The 16508-nt window shown below is 45.0% G+C and carries 19 protein-coding genes and 1 pseudogene; 13 read left to right on the plus strand and 7 right to left on the minus strand.

The genetic code is table 11. The features are described from left to right. Positions 1 to 307 precede the first annotated feature (307 nt). Complete coding sequence (locus EH198_RS19670; RefSeq protein WP_124697233.1) at positions 308 to 643, plus strand: GNAT family N-acetyltransferase; 336 nt, start codon at positions 308 to 310, stop codon at positions 641 to 643. Between the two features lie 139 nt (positions 644 to 782). Next, positions 783 to 1067 (plus strand): alpha/beta-type small acid-soluble spore protein, encoded by a 285-nt coding sequence (locus EH198_RS19675; protein WP_124697234.1) that lies wholly within the window; start codon positions 783 to 785, stop codon positions 1065 to 1067. A 37-nt stretch (positions 1068 to 1104) separates the two neighbouring features. Here EH198_RS19675 and infC read toward each other — a convergent pair whose 3' ends face one another. Next, entirely contained in the window at positions 1105 to 1620 is a 516-nt protein-coding gene (gene infC, locus EH198_RS19680; RefSeq protein WP_124697235.1) for a translation initiation factor IF-3, read from the minus strand. Between the two features lie 214 nt (positions 1621 to 1834). Here infC and EH198_RS19685 point away from each other — a divergent pair, with 214 nt between their 5' ends. The 6 genes from EH198_RS19685 to EH198_RS19710 all read left to right on the plus strand — a co-directional run bounded on the left by EH198_RS19685 (position 1835) and on the right by EH198_RS19710 (position 5667). Next, the gene (locus EH198_RS19685) at positions 1835 to 3073 is read left to right on the plus strand and encodes an ATP-binding protein (protein WP_124697236.1); all 1239 of its coding nucleotides are present in this window, start codon (positions 1835 to 1837) and stop codon (positions 3071 to 3073) included. 38 nt (positions 3074 to 3111) lie between these two features. Then, on the plus strand, positions 3112 to 3453 hold the full coding sequence (locus tag EH198_RS19690) for a zinc ribbon domain-containing protein YjdM (protein WP_124697237.1): 342 nt from the start codon (positions 3112 to 3114) through the stop codon (positions 3451 to 3453). Positions 3454 to 3466: 13 nt separating this feature from the next. Beyond that, positions 3467 to 3907 carry a DUF6526 family protein gene (locus EH198_RS19695; protein WP_124697238.1) on the plus strand — a complete coding sequence of 147 codons (441 nt, stop codon included), beginning with the start codon at positions 3467 to 3469 and terminating at the stop codon, positions 3905 to 3907. 150 nt (positions 3908 to 4057) lie between these two features. Further along, the gene (locus tag EH198_RS19700; protein WP_124697239.1) at positions 4058 to 4765 is read left to right on the plus strand and encodes a DUF421 domain-containing protein; all 708 of its coding nucleotides are present in this window, start codon (positions 4058 to 4060) and stop codon (positions 4763 to 4765) included. Positions 4766 to 4900: 135 nt separating this feature from the next. Then, positions 4901 to 5206: a VOC family protein gene (locus EH198_RS19705; protein WP_246014463.1), complete on the plus strand. Its 306-nt coding sequence runs from the start codon at positions 4901 to 4903 to the stop codon at positions 5204 to 5206. Between the two features lie 50 nt (positions 5207 to 5256). After that, on the plus strand, positions 5257 to 5667 hold the full coding sequence (locus EH198_RS19710; protein ID WP_124697240.1) for a VOC family protein: 411 nt from the start codon (positions 5257 to 5259) through the stop codon (positions 5665 to 5667). Positions 5668 to 5671: 4 nt separating this feature from the next. On the opposite strand, the gene EH198_RS19715 is transcribed toward EH198_RS19710, so the two are convergent. Beyond that, the gene (locus EH198_RS19715; RefSeq protein ID WP_281278024.1) at positions 5672 to 6316 is read right to left on the minus strand and encodes a diacylglycerol/lipid kinase family protein; all 645 of its coding nucleotides are present in this window, start codon (positions 6314 to 6316) and stop codon (positions 5672 to 5674) included. A 115-nt stretch (positions 6317 to 6431) separates the two neighbouring features. On the opposite strand from EH198_RS19715, the gene EH198_RS19720 reads away from it, so the two are divergent. Further along, positions 6432 to 7541, plus strand: coding sequence for an NAD(P)/FAD-dependent oxidoreductase (locus tag EH198_RS19720; protein WP_124697242.1), 1110 nt, complete (start codon positions 6432 to 6434; stop codon positions 7539 to 7541). Positions 7542 to 7863: 322 nt separating this feature from the next. Then, entirely contained in the window at positions 7864 to 9573 is a 1710-nt protein-coding gene (locus EH198_RS19725) for an amidase family protein (protein ID WP_185702982.1), read from the plus strand. A gap of 119 nt (positions 9574 to 9692) precedes the next feature. Here the strand turns inward: EH198_RS19725 and EH198_RS19730 are convergent, their stop codons facing one another. Together EH198_RS19730 and EH198_RS19735 are read right to left on the minus strand one after the other, a co-directional pair. After that, positions 9693 to 10217 (minus strand): NAD(P)H-dependent oxidoreductase, encoded by a 525-nt coding sequence (locus EH198_RS19730; RefSeq protein WP_124697244.1) that lies wholly within the window; start codon positions 10215 to 10217, stop codon positions 9693 to 9695. 55 nt (positions 10218 to 10272) lie between these two features. Beyond that, positions 10273 to 10707 carry a MarR family winged helix-turn-helix transcriptional regulator gene (locus EH198_RS19735; RefSeq protein WP_124697245.1) on the minus strand — a complete coding sequence of 145 codons (435 nt, stop codon included), beginning with the start codon at positions 10705 to 10707 and terminating at the stop codon, positions 10273 to 10275. A 202-nt stretch (positions 10708 to 10909) separates the two neighbouring features. Here EH198_RS19735 and EH198_RS19740 point away from each other — a divergent pair, with 202 nt between their 5' ends. Both EH198_RS19740 and EH198_RS19745 read left to right on the plus strand, forming a co-directional pair. Further along, the gene (locus tag EH198_RS19740; protein WP_124697246.1) at positions 10910 to 12124 is read left to right on the plus strand and encodes a chromate transporter; all 1215 of its coding nucleotides are present in this window, start codon (positions 10910 to 10912) and stop codon (positions 12122 to 12124) included. Positions 12125 to 12288: 164 nt separating this feature from the next. Continuing rightward, positions 12289 to 12882 (plus strand): histidine phosphatase family protein, encoded by a 594-nt coding sequence (locus EH198_RS19745; RefSeq protein WP_246014465.1) that lies wholly within the window; start codon positions 12289 to 12291, stop codon positions 12880 to 12882. A gap of 186 nt (positions 12883 to 13068) precedes the next feature. Here the strand turns inward: EH198_RS19745 and EH198_RS19750 are convergent, their stop codons facing one another. After that, a complete protein-coding gene (locus EH198_RS19750; RefSeq protein ID WP_124697247.1) occupies positions 13069 to 14211 on the minus strand; it encodes a Fic family protein in 1143 nt (380 codons plus the stop codon). Positions 14212 to 14802: 591 nt separating this feature from the next. Here EH198_RS19750 and EH198_RS19755 point away from each other — a divergent pair. After that, positions 14803 to 15297 (plus strand): hypothetical protein, encoded by a 495-nt coding sequence (locus EH198_RS19755; RefSeq protein WP_124697248.1) that lies wholly within the window; start codon positions 14803 to 14805, stop codon positions 15295 to 15297. A gap of 19 nt (positions 15298 to 15316) precedes the next feature. Here the strand turns inward: EH198_RS19755 and EH198_RS19760 are convergent, their stop codons facing one another. After that, positions 15317 to 16351 carry an IS3 family transposase gene (locus EH198_RS19760; RefSeq protein WP_379311087.1) on the minus strand — a complete coding sequence of 345 codons (1035 nt, stop codon included), beginning with the start codon at positions 16349 to 16351 and terminating at the stop codon, positions 15317 to 15319. Then, positions 16279 to 16470: pseudogene (locus EH198_RS25515) on the minus strand (transposase); the annotation flags it as partial. The pseudogene EH198_RS25515 and the gene EH198_RS19760, both read right to left, overlap by 73 nt. Positions 16471 to 16508: the final 38 nt, after the last annotated feature.

The following is a 16508-nucleotide window of genomic DNA, read 5'->3' on the forward strand; positions in this document are numbered from 1 at the left end:
TTCGTATAACATCGGCGCACGGTACGTGTTGCGCAGTATACACAAAGCCATATCTGAAAAGATGTGGTTGTCCTTGGAGGCCAAAGACCCTTCACTGGCAAAACGAACGTATTGGACGTTGGCTTCCCTCATTCGGGTGCAACAGGCGTTGAGCCTTCAATCATGAAGCTCGCAAGCGTGTGCAACCCTGTATCGATGCCAACAGAAGCCCCCACTTCATGCGTAAGCTAAGTGGGGGAGAGTTCACCGGGTAACGGAGAATAATGCGGAAGAATTTATACGATGGATTGGGCAATCAGGGGGTAGTATGGAGATCAATGAGGAAATGATTGCGCGGTCTAAGGGATATTTTCACAGAACTGATTTTATAAATTATATGCTTAGGATAGATGGAAACCCTGCGGCTATGGGATCGCTTTTTCTGAATGGGGAAGAGGGATACATTGCAAATGACTTTACGTTCCCAGCGTATCGGGGCAGAGGATGCCAATTGGCTCTGCTTAACCATCGGCTTGCTGATGCCGTTAAACTTGGCGTTAAGACGGTTTATACCGATGTGATGTTCGGTTCGGTCAGCCACGGAAATATGGAGAAGGTGGGATTTAAGACCGCATTCCTCAATACATTTTGGATAAAAAAGTAAACTTGCGGATTCAGCCAGCGCAGTGAACCGTATCCACCGTATCATACATAAGCAGCGTGAAGTTTTGTTCGGCGGAAACGGGATGAAGATTTGTGCCTCAGGGCATGTTAGGGGAAAGACATCAAGGGAGTGTATCAGGATGGCGAGAAGAAAGAGGAAATATGCGGTGCCAGGGGTGGAGCAGGATATGCAGACATTCAAAGCCAATGTAATGAAGCGCGAAGGATATGCTGTTGATCCGAATCGGCCGGATGACGTGAAATACGAAGTGGCTAAGGAGCTTGGTGTACCTCTGCAGCCAGGTGAAAATGGGGGCCTGACTACAGAAGCGGTGGGTCATGTCGGCGGCAAAATTGGCGGCTCCATGGTTCGGGAAATGATCCGTCTCGCCCAAGAGCAATTAGCGGGCAGGGAGCAACGATAACAGACTTTTGTAAATGCCATTTCGCCCTATCTTCCATTCAGCGCGGATTTAATTTCACCTGCGAGCCTTTGCCGCCCGTCTGGATGCCGGTGTCCTTCACTCCGACCTCCTTTAGATCGGCCAAAAGCCGTTCCAGCACTGCCTTGGCGGCGAGTCCTTCTTTGGCGCCGGATGCTTTTACGACCAACTGTACCGGTTTGCCGGAGCGTAAATGCTTGTCCGCCTGGCGGAGCTTCGTGTCGTAATCATGCTCCTCAATATGAGCGGTGAAGCGAAGCTCTTTGACCTTCTCCTTGCCGCTGCCTCCTGTTCCCCGTCCTGCGTCCGCCTTATGCGCTGCCGCGTTCTTCTTAGCGGCCGTTTTTCCTGTTCCCTTCGCAACAAGGCTGCAGGGCGGGGGACTGCTCATTAGCGAGGTGCAGACCAAGTCCGCTTTTTCAGACCGGGCCATAGCCAGCGCCTCCTCTCTGGAGATAATGCCTAAATTCTCGCCTCTGAGTCCAGTCAGCACCACCTCGGATGCTTTAATTTGTTCATTGATGAATACTGCCACGTTAACGAAGCCTCCCAAGAAAATATGATGAGATTATCATATAAGGAACCCGCCGGCGGTTCAATTATGCCCACAAGTGACCGATGTAAATCAGTGAGCAAAGTGTTTTTACATAAAGTGTCTAAAATTCAATAGTGACCAGGTTTGACTTTGCTTATAATATTAAAATAGATATTCATTTGTTTAGCAAGAGAGGCCGAAAGGAAGTTTTGTCTTGTTTGAAACCTTACTGTTGAATTTCTTGTTTCTACTCTTTCCGGTTGTAATCGTTCTAATTTTTTTTGAAAACAGACCGCAATCCTATAATAGAAAAATGCTCATTATACTATCGGCAGTAACGATGATTCTTTGTATTGCCAAACCGATTAAGCTGGAAATGGGATTTATTTTTGATTTAAGATACATCCCGTTTATTATAGTGGCCCTTTTTGGAGGGTACAAGAATGTTCTCCCGTTATATTTAATATTAAATATCTGCCGGTTCTATGTAGGCGGCGCCGGAACTGTTCATTCGTTTCTCTATTCAACGGCTGTATTAATTTTGGTACCCTTATTCAGTAAAAAGTTTTTGAAACTGGATTCTAAAGGTCGAATACTATGTGCAACCGTTATTTCTTTTCTTACCATGGGATTTTACCTGATCATTTTAAGTATGATAATGGGGACATTGGATAGACAATTCTGGATTCTCACCTTGGATGCATTAACGACTCATGTTGGTGTGATGGGGATCATTATGCTCTTAATAGAGAAGATCATTACCAATATTAAAAACCGTGACCGGATCTTACAATCGGAAAGATTAAATGTCGTTAGTGAGCTCGCGGCCAGTGTTTCACATGAAATTAGGAATCCTCTTACGGTTACCAGTGGGTTTTTACAACTTTTAAATAAATCAAATACCATAACACCGACGGAAAAAGGATATATAGAATTATCTTTACAAGAACTAAATCGAGCTGAAAAAATAGTGAGTGATTATCTTTCATTTGCCAAGCCACAATCAGAAAATATGGTTTATTCCAACATGAAGGCCGAGTCAGAGTATACAAAAAATCTCATTTTACCTTATGCCACCATCCATCAAGTAGAGGTCCAATTTAGTTTCAATAACTCGCTAAATAAAAGCTATGATAGGAACCAAATCCAGCAATGTTTAATTAATCTCTATAAAAACGGTATTGAAGCAATGAAAGACAAGGGCGGCGGTACTCTGGTCATTGATATATCGGAAAGAAAGCAAAATATTATTATCAGTATCCAGGACACAGGAATTGGAATGACAAAGGAAGAAATATCACGTCTGGGCAAGCCCTATTATTCTACAAAAGAAGAAGGAACGGGTCTTGGTATGCTCATGGCCTACAGTACAATCAATAAAGTTAAAGGGATGATTGAAGTCGACAGTGAAAAAGGCAAAGGCACGACATTTGTTATAACCATCCCTACTTAATATGTTAGTATGGTTGTAACGAATGGAGGAATGTAGTGTTGTCTAATTTGCCAAATTGCCCAAAATGTAATTCCGAATATACGTATGAAGATAGAAGTCTTTATGTTTGTCCGGAATGTGCTCATGAGTGGACTTTAGAGTCCGAACCCGAGCCTGCTCAAGATCAAAGAATTATCAAAGATGCGAACGGGAATATCTTAAACGATGGCGACACGGTGACCGTAATCAAAGACCTTAAAGTAAAAGGAAGTTCATCCGTCTTAAAAGTAGGCACAAAAGTGAAAAATATACGTTTAGTTGACGGGGATCATGATATTGATTGCAAAATTGACGGGTTTGGAGCTATGAGTCTGAAATCTGAATTTGTAAAAAAGGTATAAATGGGGGAGAGAAATGAGCCAGCAATCTCAAAACTATCAGAATCACCGAAGAATACATCCACTTTTTCACGTTTTGCTTACCCTTTTGACCGCAGGCTTGTTCATTTCTGCTGTAGTAGAGCTGGTTAGATCATTAAAGGCGGGAAATCAAGTGTTTCCTGCCGTCCTTTTTCTAATTATTTCTATAATGTTCATCGTTATTTTTCTAGTCGTTCGCTCTTATCCTTTAAAGGCACAGGATCGAGCGATACGAGCCGAAGAAAATCTTCGGCACTATGTCCTGACTCAAAAGCTGCTGGATCCGAGGCTTAGCGTAAAACAAATCGTAGCTTTGCGTTTTGCCTCCGATGACGAATTCCCTTCACTTTGCCAGAAAGCAGCAGCAGATCAGTTGTCACCCGACGCCATTAAGAAGTCCATCCAGAAGTGGAGAGCCGACGACTACAGAATCTAGGGAGCTAAGGAATAGGTACGCCACTTCTTGCTTTTCCAGACTCCTTTCCCAAATAGAAGGGCACCCGACAAGGGTGCCCTTTAAAATTTGCAACAGGTTTTCTTTCCATTCGATATGGGAATAATGGGAGTTTAAGGAGTGAGTATAAAGATGGAAGCATATATAGGAATTATTATTCGGACCTTTTCAGCGATTCTGCTGCTTTTATTGGTAGCCCAAATCCTCGGTAAACAGACAATTTCGAACATGACGCTGCGTGATTTTGTGACCGGCATTACCATTGGAACCATTGCGGCCAACTTGGCGTTCAATGAAACCCAGCAATGGACCCATCTGCTGCTATCGCTCTTTGTCATTACCGTTACATCCATTGTATTATCGATCATCGCCCTGAAGAGCCGTAAAATGAGAAGGCTGATATCCGGTTCTCCCACCATACTGATTGAGGGCGGGAAAATTTTGGAAGATAATATGAGAAAATTAAGATATTCTATGGATTCTTTGGATCAAGCCTTGAGGGGAAAAGGGATTTTTAACATTGAGGAAGTGGAGTATGCCGTTCTCGAAGATAACGGGACGGTGTCGGTATTAAAGAAGGACGAGCACCAATATGTAACCAAAAAGGATATGAAGCTTCGTTCGCACAAGCAAGCTTTTCCGGTGGAATTGATCATGGACGGAATACTCATCGAAGAAAATTTGAGGAATAACGGATTGACCAGGGAATGGCTGGATTCGGAGTTGAAACGCAGAGGAAAGCAGTTAGCGGACGTATTCTACGGGGTAAGGGGAACCCGGCAGCAGCTCGTCTTTGATTTCTACGAAGATGGCGTCGCGAAACCGATTGATAAAGAGTGAAGAATAATTAAAATTTTAATCGAAAAGGGAACATTAGTTTGGTATTATGGTGAAAAATACCTTGTGAAATGGCGGTGTGTAAAGCTGAACCAACAAGCCAAAGGGAAAATCGAAAACAGCCTGACTGTTCTATTAGTGTCTGACCTGGAACAATCAAAGTCATATTATCAAAATGCATTAGGTTGTGAAGTTACGGAATGGTGGGCAGTTAGAGATGATTTCGCTAGCGATGTTCGGCCGAATAAAGACACTTGGAATACTTATGCATATGCCAAGACACATGATATTTTAGATGCCTTGTATGAAGAATTCAGGGCGAATGGAGCATTTATTGTCAACGAACCGCAGATCAGCGAACATGATTGGGGGTTATGGAAAGAGTTTTCGATTAAAGACCCTGATGGATATGTTATTGGTTTTGGCTCAGGTCTGATTAAATAATCCGATTGCGTTTGCGAAAGCGTTTTAATTTGATTAATGGAGGGAAACCTATGAGCGAACATCAGCAGTCCATAGAAGTTTCAAAGGCTAACAGCCCGATCAAGAATAAGGTCGGAAGTATTTTTGTTCCGGTTCGGGATATCGGGAGGTCCCGCAGCTGGTACTGCCGGGTTTTGGGGTTGAATGAAGCAGACTGTGAAATCCTTTCAGGCCACTTATGCCCGCTGCCGATGGAAGGTACCGGGATCATTCTTGATACGATGCCGAAGTGGGGAGGAGACGAACCGGGCGGAGCTCCGTCCATCGAGACCCCTGCCTTTATGTTGTTGACGGATAATCTGCAGGGTTCATTTGACTATATGAAAGAGCTCGGCGCGGAGCTTGTTACAGAAATCGAACATGGCCATTGGTTCGTCGTGAAAGACCCGGATGGCAACAAATTGATGATTTGCGGGGAGTGATTCTCTATTCCTCTTCCGGCACAATGACCCGGATATGACGGGGAATAATCCCGAGATCGATCGGCAGAGGAGGCCCTTCTTCGCCGTCAACTTGGGAGTCACCTTCCCATACCTTTCCATTATGACGAATGAAGAGGGGGTGGGCTGAATGGCCCGTAAGTTCCTTAATGCCTTCCTTAATGTAGGCAAAAGCGCCAAGTCTTGATTTATCCTCTGATGATACGGAAGACACCGATTCAGCGAGTGAGCCAGCGGCAACCACATTAACGAACAACCGGTCGTTCAATCGGCCGATATCTACGGTTTTTACTCTGGAAGAAGTGAGTGTCCGGATCGCCTGTTCCGGGCCCTGCGGAATTTGCAAGGCCCGGGCAAAATCATTGACCGTCCCAAGAGGAACGATGCCAAGCTTCGGGAGGTGGCCCTGACCGCTGAGCCCGTTAATCGTTTCGTGAAGCGTGCCATCCCCGCCGATGGAAACGACCAGGTCATAACCTTCCTCGTACGCAGTGATACAAAAAAGGGTGGCATCCCGTTCTTTTGCAGTTTCATTGATCATAACCTCGTATCCTTTATCCCGGAGAATCCCCTCTACGTTTCTAACATGCTCAAGCGCTTCTTGGTGTCGGTGTACATACCCTTTACCCAAAATGAATTTGTAGCTAACCAGCGATTACTTGGTGACTTACCTGAGAATACGAATGGCTCATTTTGCAGATAGTAAGCGTTGAGTTTCTATAAATATTCGATCTGAGGGGACAGCCATGAAAATTGCAATTATGGGTGCGGGACTTTCCGGATTAGCATGTGCGTTGACTCTGGAGAAACACGGGATTCAGCCAAGCCTATTTGAAAAACGCAGTAGGGTCGGGGACCGATTTGTTAACGGAGAGATTCTCCTTTCCATAATGACGCGGCCCGTTCATGACAGCATTGCTTCACTTTCGGACCAGTTCGGTATATTTCTTCAACCTACTTCGAACATACGGACAATGAATGTCTACTCCAAAGACAAAGCAGCGGTACTGGAGGGACAGCTTGGCTATTCAAACGTAAGAGGGAGAAATGACCGTTCGTTTGAAGCACAGTTGGCAAGACAGTTAAAATCGCCCATTCATTTTCATTCGATGAGGACCTATGAGGATTTACTTCAAGACTATACGCATGTCGTTGTGGCCACCGGAGACGCAAGCTATGCCAAACAAACAAGAAATTTTCGGGAGGATCTGACAGTATCGATTAAAGGAGCGACAGTGGAGGGAAACTTCGATCTCTATACGGTCATGACATGGATGGATTATGATCTGGCTCCATTTGGATACGGATATCTGATCCCATTTTCGGAAAAAGAAGCGAATATCGTCGTGGCGATTCCTGATATACCCAAGAACAAAAATACAAGTACCGATCAGTTATGGGAACCATTTTATAAAAAGGTACAATCCTTGCTCGGACAAGACTTACCGATTACAGATCAATTTCAGATCACTCAATATCCGATAGGGATATGCCAAAGCGCAAGATTAGGCAATACCTTTTACGTTGGAAATTGTTTTGGAAGCATGATGCCCTTTATGGGATTTGGACAATATACGTCATTACTTACAGGGGTATACGCCGCCTATGATTTGTGTGGACAGGGCAGTTACGAGGAGTTGACCAAGCCTTTGCGTCAAAGCTATGAGAATTCTCTTGTCCTGCGCAGAGCCATGGAACAGCTTAAGAATAATGACCTGGATCGGATCATTCATTTGCTGGGCGGTTATTGGGGAAAAAAACTGTCCCAAACCAAACACATCGACCCGTTAAAAATTGCGGGTTATTTGCTGCGGCCATACTTGAAAGTAACTTCCTGTAAACCTCCAAAAAACTAAACATGTAATATATATTTACATAAAATCTTTTAAATGTCATATAAATTGACATTAAAAATTTTAACTATTAAAGTATGAGATGTATTGTGAAAAAATAGGTGATTGGAGGGTTCAAATGAATTATTTTTATCGTCGAATGGTACAAATTTTGCTTGTTGGATGCTTGCTGTTTCAGTTGCCGAGCTTGTCTGTTGCACAATCCAACTCTATGGAAGTTCTGACAAGAACGGAACTGCTAGAATTGCTTAAGCAAACCGCGCCAAATGGATCTGCAACGGGAATTAATGGCGGAAATGCACCTATTACAAGAGAAGATGCGGCCATGATCATTCAAACTCTTGTTCACCTAAGCAATTCACCTGCAAATTACTCGGATGTACCGGCTGACAGTCCGTATGCAGGTGCTGTCGGAGCATTAACCAAAGCTGGGATTATGAATGGTCCGGGGAATGGGAAGTTTGGCTTTGGCAGCAAGCTGACCAAAGCAGATGCAGAGGTGCTGAACCAACGCTTAACCCAGTATCTTCAGCTCTCTTCCGTCACGGCGAATTCGGTTCAGGGATTATCGATTTCTCAAATCCAAAAAGGCATCAAAACAGGCGCATTCACCTGTCAACAACTAATAAGCGCTTATACGACCCGGATTGAAGCCTATGATCAACAAGGGCCTAAGCTTAATGCCATTATTAATATGAATCCGCAGGCAATGGCTCAGGCGGCCGCACTTGACATGGAACAGAGTTCGGGTCTGCCGATGCGTGCGGCCCAATGCGTTCCGGTAGTGGTCAAAGATGTCATCAATACGAAGGAAATGCCTACGACTAACGGGTCCGTCCTTTTTAAGGACTGGGTACCGGATAGCAACGCTACCGTCATTGACCGATTGGAGGAGCAAGGAGCGATCATCCTTGCAAAGAGCAATTTGGATGATTTTGCCGCTGCAGTCTACGGCATATCCAGCCTTCAGGGCCCCATGAAGAACCCTTATGATCTTGAGCGTACCGTCGGAGGCTCATCTGGAGGCAGCGCAGTGGCGATTGCCGCGCAATACGCTCCACTTGCGATCGGCACGGATACGGGAGGGTCGCTCCGCATACCTGCAGCTTTGACCGGGGTTGTCACCATTCGGCCCACTATGGGTTTGGTAAGCCAATATGGCATATTCCCGCGGGCGATTACGCAGGATGCAGCCGGACCGCTCGCCGCGAGTGTTAAAGATGCCGCAATCGGGCTGGACCTCATCGCCGGCTATGACCCGGCAGACCCTATGACTGCCCGCAGCGTTGGAGAGACTCCTGAAGAAGGTTACGCCTCTTTCGCCAAGGGCGGTCGTCTGGACGGAGTCAAGATCGGCCTTGTAACCGGTGGCTTGGCAATATGGGGTGACCAACCCAATGGGCCAGTTGTTGCTCTGCTGCGTCAAGCCGCCAATGATATCCGAGCCTTAGGCGGCCATGTCGTTGAAATCACCGGACCCGGCAAAGATCTGCTCGGCTCGTCATCCGTGATCACTTTCGAATCGGCCCGGGATGTGAACCAGTTCCTCTCGGAACAAGGCAGCAGCGTTCCTGTGAAGTCATTCAAAGAATTATACGATTCGGGTCAATATAGCAAGTACGCCAAAGAATCTTACGACCGTGAGATTAAGGTTGATCCTGCGGCCCTCTCCGATAATGTAGGCTATCAGCGTTCACTCGCCATACGGACGAAGCTCCAGGACTGGACGCTTGATACCATGGCTAAAAACGGATTTGCAGCGATCGCCTATCCTTCGTCGGCTCAGTTGGCTGACCTGATCGGTAAAGAACAGGCCGGCCTGTTCAGCAGATGGAGTGAGAATACAGGATTCCCGGCGATCAGCGTTCCGATGGGCTATGCCGCTTCCAAGACGGGGACATCCATGCCAGCGAATATCGAATTTCTCGGCCGGGCTTTTGACGAATCTGGAATCATTCGCATTGCTAGCGCATATGAACAATCTACGAAGAAAAGAGTAGCTCCGCCACTGCCGGCAATCACAACTGCTCCATAGCCATATTATATAAAACGGCTGATTAGCGGCATGTTCCAAAAAGACCTCGTCCTCTACTTTAAGTAGTGACGGGGTCTTTGCAATGCATTCCGTTTGTATTTTTGATCGGGCCTTCAATTCTAGAATGATGATTTGAGATAACGGACCAAGCTTTCCGCGCTTTCCCGAAGCTGTTCATTGCTCAACATCCGGACGCCCTGAGTGGCGAAGGTTGGCAGAAAACGCATCCCCGTCAGGTTGGCTGTCGCCTGGAATGGTTTAGTTAACTCACTCATGCTGTAATGATTGTACCCGCCCGCTTGATAAGCAGCTTCCGGTCCGCCTGAGGAAATGGCCAGAATAAACTCTTTTCCATGTAATTTGGTTCCTTCAGATCCATAGGCCCATCCGTAGGTCAGAACCACATCCTGCCATTCTTTTAACAAGGAGGGACTGCTGTACCAGTAAAGCGGGAATTGAAAAACAATCCGGTCATGCTCCAGCAATAACTGCTGTTCACGTTCCACGTTAATTTGTTTGTCCGGGTATTCCGCGTATAAATCATGTACAGTTATCTCTTCCTCCTGGTGCAATCGATCCACCCACATTTTGTTCACTACGGAATTTGTTAAATTCGGATGCGCTACAATAACCAATGTCTTCATGCTCATTGCTCCTTTGGACTTTTAATTTGTATATGCAAATGAAGGGGTAAAAAAATTATAATTCTTTCTCCAGTTTATTGCTCGCTTCATGCAGCATTTTACTTAAATCGAGGCTAAATTCGTGTCCTAAAATTTCAGAATAGCCTGCAAATAATTCTTTTAAAGAACTCCGAAACTGAACGTATACTTTCTCTCCATCTTCCGTTAAAGAGATGCAGGTTTGTTTGCCGCTTGTTTTCCTTGTCACCAACTTTAAGCCTTCGAGCTTATCAATGAACCTCGTACTTGTGGAGGGAGCAATTGACAGCTTGTGGCATAGCTCTTTTTGCGTGATTCCCGGATGGAACTTAACGATCATGATCATGTAAAAATAAGAAGGAGCCAGGTTCCCGAAATCAAACGTTCGTTCAGCTAATTTTGTGATGTTGCGGGCAAACCGGCTGGCTGTAAAATATAGACAATGAATTAATACTTGTTCTTCTTCGTTCATTAGATTCAGTCCTCTTTTTCATTTGCATATACAAATTAACATGGGTGCAACGAACTGTCAACTTTATCCGGAAATAAAGGCTTAAGAAAATTTGACTGGAAACGGTTTGTAAAATTTCTGTAAAAGCTCTGGATTAGGATGGGCATATAGCATAGCATAGAATAGAATCAATTTTTTGATAGGAAAAGGAGCAATCCGTTTTATGGATACCAAACAGCAAGAAGCGCCGAAATATGCTCGAAAAGGGAGGGTTTCGACTCTTCTGGAAGTGCTGAGTGTTTCTACAAAACTCGGACTCACCTCATTTGGGGGACCTATCGCACATCTTGGTTACTTTCATAATGAGTACATACGCCGCCGAAAATGGATGGATGAGCGAAGCTACGCCGATCTTGTAGCCCTGTGCCAGTTTCTCCCCGGTCCCGCCAGCAGCCAGGTTGGAATTGGCATCGGAATATTAAGAGCAGGGTTGCTTGGAGGTTTCGTTGCATGGCTGGGTTTCACACTGCCGTCTGTCATTGCGCTAGTTGCGTTTGCCTTCTTGCTTCAAGGTTATGATATTGCGGGCGCAGGGTGGATTCATGGATTGAAGATCGTAGCTGTTGCGATTGTAGCCCAAGCCATTCTCGGAATGGGGCAGAAGCTCACGCCCGACCGGAATAGAGTGACCATCGCCGTTGCTGCTTCTGCGGTTGCGTTGTCTTGGCATACAGCTTACAGTCAAGTGCTTATTATTATTGCTGCGGGGGCTGTCGGCTTGTGTCTGTATCGCAAGAATGCCGCGGCGGGAGTGGCAGATCTTCAAATTGGAATTAGCCGAACCTTTGCAGTCTGCTGCTTGGCTTTATTTTTTGGTCTGCTTGTGGCGCTCCCGCTTCTCAGATCATCTGAGGAGTTTGGCTGGCTCGCAATGTTTGACAGCTTTTATCGTTCCGGTTCTTTGGTGTTCGGCGGAGGGCATGTCGTGCTCCCTCTTCTGGAACGGGAAGTTGTTCCGACTGGGTGGGTTAGCCAATCGGATTTCCTGGCGGGTTATGGGGTGGCTCAGGCGGTGCCGGGACCGCTATTTACCTTTGCAGGCTACCTTGGAGCCATGGCCGGGGGGATAACAGGCGCGGTGGTTGCGACGCTCGGCATTTTCTTACCCGCATTTCTGCTTGTTGTCGGCGCGCTCCCATTTTGGAATGGGATAAGAAACAGTCCGAAAATCCAAGGAGTATTGGTAGGGGTCAATGCGGCTGTGGTCGGCATTTTGCTGGCCGCTCTGTACGATCCGTTGTGGACTACAGCTATCTTAGAACCAATGGATTTCGCTCTGGCAGTTATTTTGTTCATTATGCTGGTCTTTTGGAAGCTGCCGCCCTGGACGGTTGTACTTGCCGGCGCTGCGGGAGGAATGCTGCTGGGGTTTATGTAGTCGAAAGAGCGGGTGAATGAACGTACATCGTTCATCACCCGTTTTATTTTTTTTCCTTGTGCATACTACACCTTAGAGTGCGCGTATCAGCGAGAGGGGAGTTGAAGATGAAAAGGTTAGTTTGTAAAAGGTTAGTTTGTATAGGCATGCTCTGTTTACTCCTTATGATTCCGGCGCAAATGGCGGGGGCGGCAGGTGCGGCGACACCCGGGCCAGTGAACCCGTCATTGCTGGATTCGCTTCGCCAAGGTGGATATATTTTATATGTCAGGCATGGAGAAGCAACCGCGGGAGAAGACAGGCCCAATCTTGACTTCAGTGATTGTTCAACCCAAAGAAATCTTTCAGAGGAAGGCAGAAGACAAGCTGCCGCTTTGGGGGAGGCATTGCGCAGGCTGCAAATTCCCGTTCAAACTCCGGTTCTGGCAAGTCCTTTTTGCCGTACAAGGGAAACGGCGGAGCTGGCTTTTGGGGAAGGAAATGTTCAAACCGATCCGTTCTGGATTAGAATCTATCGTTTGAGCGGTAACGTAACCCCTTCGGAGCAGGAAGCTGCATTAGCTGCCCTGACTTCGGTATTAGAGAAAGCGCCGCCTTCCGGGACGAACCAAGTTATCGTTGCTCACGGTTTCCCTAAAGGGACGGGTTTAGGCGAGATACCTAACCTAGGGACCGTTGTTGTGAAACCGAAAGGGCAGGGCCGCGGCTACGAAATTATAGACCGTATTTCTTTACCCGAGTTGTTAAGTGTACGGTGAGAAACTTGGTGTTACTGCCAGCGCGGTGAACCTTATAACGTGTAGGACAAAGCATATTGCGGAAAATTTAATTTAAAGAACCTCCTCGAAAATTTATAGAGGAGGTTCGAAGTTTACTCTGATTGATGTAGTTACTAGGTAAGTCCATGTGGTACGAAAAAAAAGTTGATGTAGCCACACATTGGCTTAATCCACGATGCAAACGATATATTCTCCTCGGCTATGCCCTGACTTTATAACCCCCAAATCTTTAAGTTTTGAAATGTTTTTTGCAATACTTGAGGGTGAGGCCTCAAGGATATCATCAAACAGTTGTCTATGAAATATTTCTCCGTCTTCCATCCTGCTAATCAACTCGAACATAGTTTTAGCATGTCCTTTTCCCAATAATTCACGAATATGTTTTATTCTATCGTAACGTTGGAGTTCTTTGAGAACTTTGGTAAGAGACGCATTAACACATTCAAGATAAAATACAATGAAAGGTTGTAAGTCACCTTGGGTTGCAGTCATAAGCGTGTCGTAATAATCCTCGATTCTTTTATCAAAGAATTCTTCAACACTAAATGCATCCTTGATTGTAGCAAGGTCGGTATGAATTAAGCCAACCAAAGTTGAGAATGCCCGAGCTGTTCTTCCATTACCGTCAGGAAACGGGTGGATATAGCCTATTAAATGATGGGTGACCCCAGAGATGATCAGAGGATGCACTTTCTTTTCAGGATTTACTTTTTCCGTTTCATAGGGGTTCATAAATCCGGTAACACTAGTGTATAGCCAGGAAAAGTAGGCTTGCATGAGTCGTGGGACTTCATTAAATGCAGGAGGTTGATAACTAACATGCCCATCACCATCTTGCAGTGCAACCGGTATATTTCTATAACCTTCTGGATAACCGGTTAAGTCGTTCATTAAAGTGTGTTGGATTTTTTTTAATACAGGTTCATCCATGTCCGAAAAATCTTTGTTTGGATCTAAACTGTATATAAACTCATAGGTTTCAAAGACGTTCTTTACTTCCAATTGTGCTTTTTGTTTTATAGTAAGTGGATTTCTCTTGTAATTTTGATAGAGTTGCTCTACCTCTTTGTATTCCAGTTTATTCTGTTCAATTTTAGTTGTGAAATGGGCTGTTCTAACTAAAGAGTTACGCAGGATTGTAGGTTTTAATGGATGGCCTTTTAATCCAAGTCTAGCTAATGCCCCTATATTTCGCTCTGCTTCTAGGATAAGCTGGTATATTTCATAGTCAAAGGGATTGAGATTAGGTTTATAGACTAGACGTCCTTCAGTAGTATCAAAGTGCTCATAGGCAAATAAGTATGTCATCCTTTACACCACCTTTTTACACTTAAAAACCTGATTATATCAATACTTTTTGCTTATTTAGAGTATATTCAATTACACTTATTATGTACATCTTTTTTGCTATTAAACCAGCCCGATTTATTTAAATTGCCTAAACAACTGACTGAGTTCAAGTTGCTTTCAGTTTCAATGAAAATAACTCGTAATATAACGAAAAAGGTGGAGCGGCTGTTTTGTACTGTACGGCGGTTAAAAATCTAGTTAGAAAAAAAGGAGAACGGAAAGTCCGTCCTCCATGGTTATGTATTGTTAATTTTGTCCAGTTGCTAAGATTCTCTTGGCTAACTCATCCCCCCGCTGTTCCAGATGGAGTAAATCCGCTTGCTGCTGTCGTTGCTCCTTCGTCCAGGCTTTTTTTAGGGAATGGATGGGAAAAGCTCATGGGTTACGGTGAATTGCTCCCACTTAAAATATTGATAGTGTTTCTGTTTTTACTATATAATTACATCATTGGGTAGATACTACTATCAGTTTTAAATTATAGAGATTATGCCTATGGCTTATAGCCATAGGCATAATTAATTATAGAACCGGATACGAGGAGAGAGTGATGTGAAAAAAGAATTAAAGTCTTTAATATGTTTGTTAATGTTGGCAATATTACTGATATCATGCTCATCTAAGGATGCTGGTTTGGAACCAACAAGCACAGCAATTCCTAGTGGAGAGGTGAAATCAACAGCACCTACAGCTGATTATATCACGATGACTTATTCAGAATATTCAACTACAGATGAAAACGGAGCCATAAAGACACAAATATTGAGCTATGATACAGCTACAAAAGAAATGAAAAAGGTCTTTGAATTCGATTATACAGCTCAATATCCGTTGGGCTTCTATGATAAGCCCAATCAATTGTTGTACTATACTCAAAGGGTAAATACAGACAAGGATTATGGAGACCAGATTTTTGTTAGGGATTTATCGAGTAATAAAAGCAATCAACTAACTAATAACTTATATGCAGTCAACTATATTATTCCTTCAGGAGATCAACTATTTTTTGTGGCTAATGTAAAAGGTGTACCTCTGTCAATAAAGTAGACACTTAGAATCGAGAAAATTACGCTGCCTTGAGGAGAACACGCTCGTACTCATTGGGCGAGCAGAAGCCCACAGCTGAATGGATTCGTTTTCCATTGTAGAAGCATGTGATGTACTCGAAAATCGCTTTTCGGGCCTGTTCTCGCGTCTTAAATTTATTCAGATAAATGAGTTCTTTCTTTAAAACACTATGAAAGGACTCGATGCAGGCGTTATCGTAACAGTTCCCTTTGCGGCTCATGCTTCCCTTCATCCCGTACGTGTCGAGGCGGGCTTGGTAGTCATGCGAAGCATATTGGCTGCCGCGGTCCGAGTGGTGAAGTACCTGGCCTTTAGGTGGACGCCGCTGCTGAACCGCGCGGTCAAGCGCCTGAATGACAAGTTCCTTGGTCATCCGGCTGTCCATATAGAAGCCGACAATTTTGCGGCTGTACAGGTCCATGACGTTTGCCAAATAGAGCCAGCCCTCATCGGTGGCGATATAGGTAATATCCGAAACCCAGGTCTGGTTCGGTGCTGCTGGCTTGAATTTTCGGTCTAGTACGTTGTCAAATACAGGCAGATTATGGTTGGAATTCGTCGTTGCCTTGTGTTTTCGGACCGTACGCGACTTGAGTCCGAGTGCCTGCATGATTCGCATCACGGTTTTTTCGGACACTGGAACCCCCTCTTTTCGGAGCACTTCCGTAATTTTGGGGCTCCCGTATAAACGGCGTGAATCTAGGAAGATTCGGCGAATGCGCCGTTCTAAATGCTTCCGGCGGTGTTCCCGTTTACTCGGTTTACGTCGTGTCCATTTATAGTAGCCGCTTCGTGAAACTTGAAACGCATCGCACATCTTCGAGACCCGGCACTTGAAGCGGTGATCATGAATAAAGGTATAGATCAGCGCCGGTCTTTGGCGAAGTAGTGCATCGCCTTTTTTAAAATCTCGTTCTCCTCTTCCAGATCGCGGATTCGTTTCTGCAAGTCTCGTGTAGCCTTGTCCTCCGACTTCAACTGACCGCTGCCGGGAAAGGCTTGCTGACCGTCCTTCTTGTACTCGGCCATCCAACGGTACAGGGTGTTGTTGCTGATTCCCAATTCCCGGGCGACCTGCGCCACCGGCTTGCCCTCTTCCTGAATCATCTGAACCGTCTGCAGTTTGAAGTCTTTGTCATACTTTTTATTCATGATTGACACCTCGAATTTTGATGAGTTTATTCTATCGC

The sequence above is a fragment of the Paenibacillus rhizophilus genome, from assembly GCF_003854965.1.
Classification (GTDB): Bacteria; Bacillota; Bacilli; order Paenibacillales; family Paenibacillaceae; genus Paenibacillus_AQ; species Paenibacillus_AQ rhizophilus.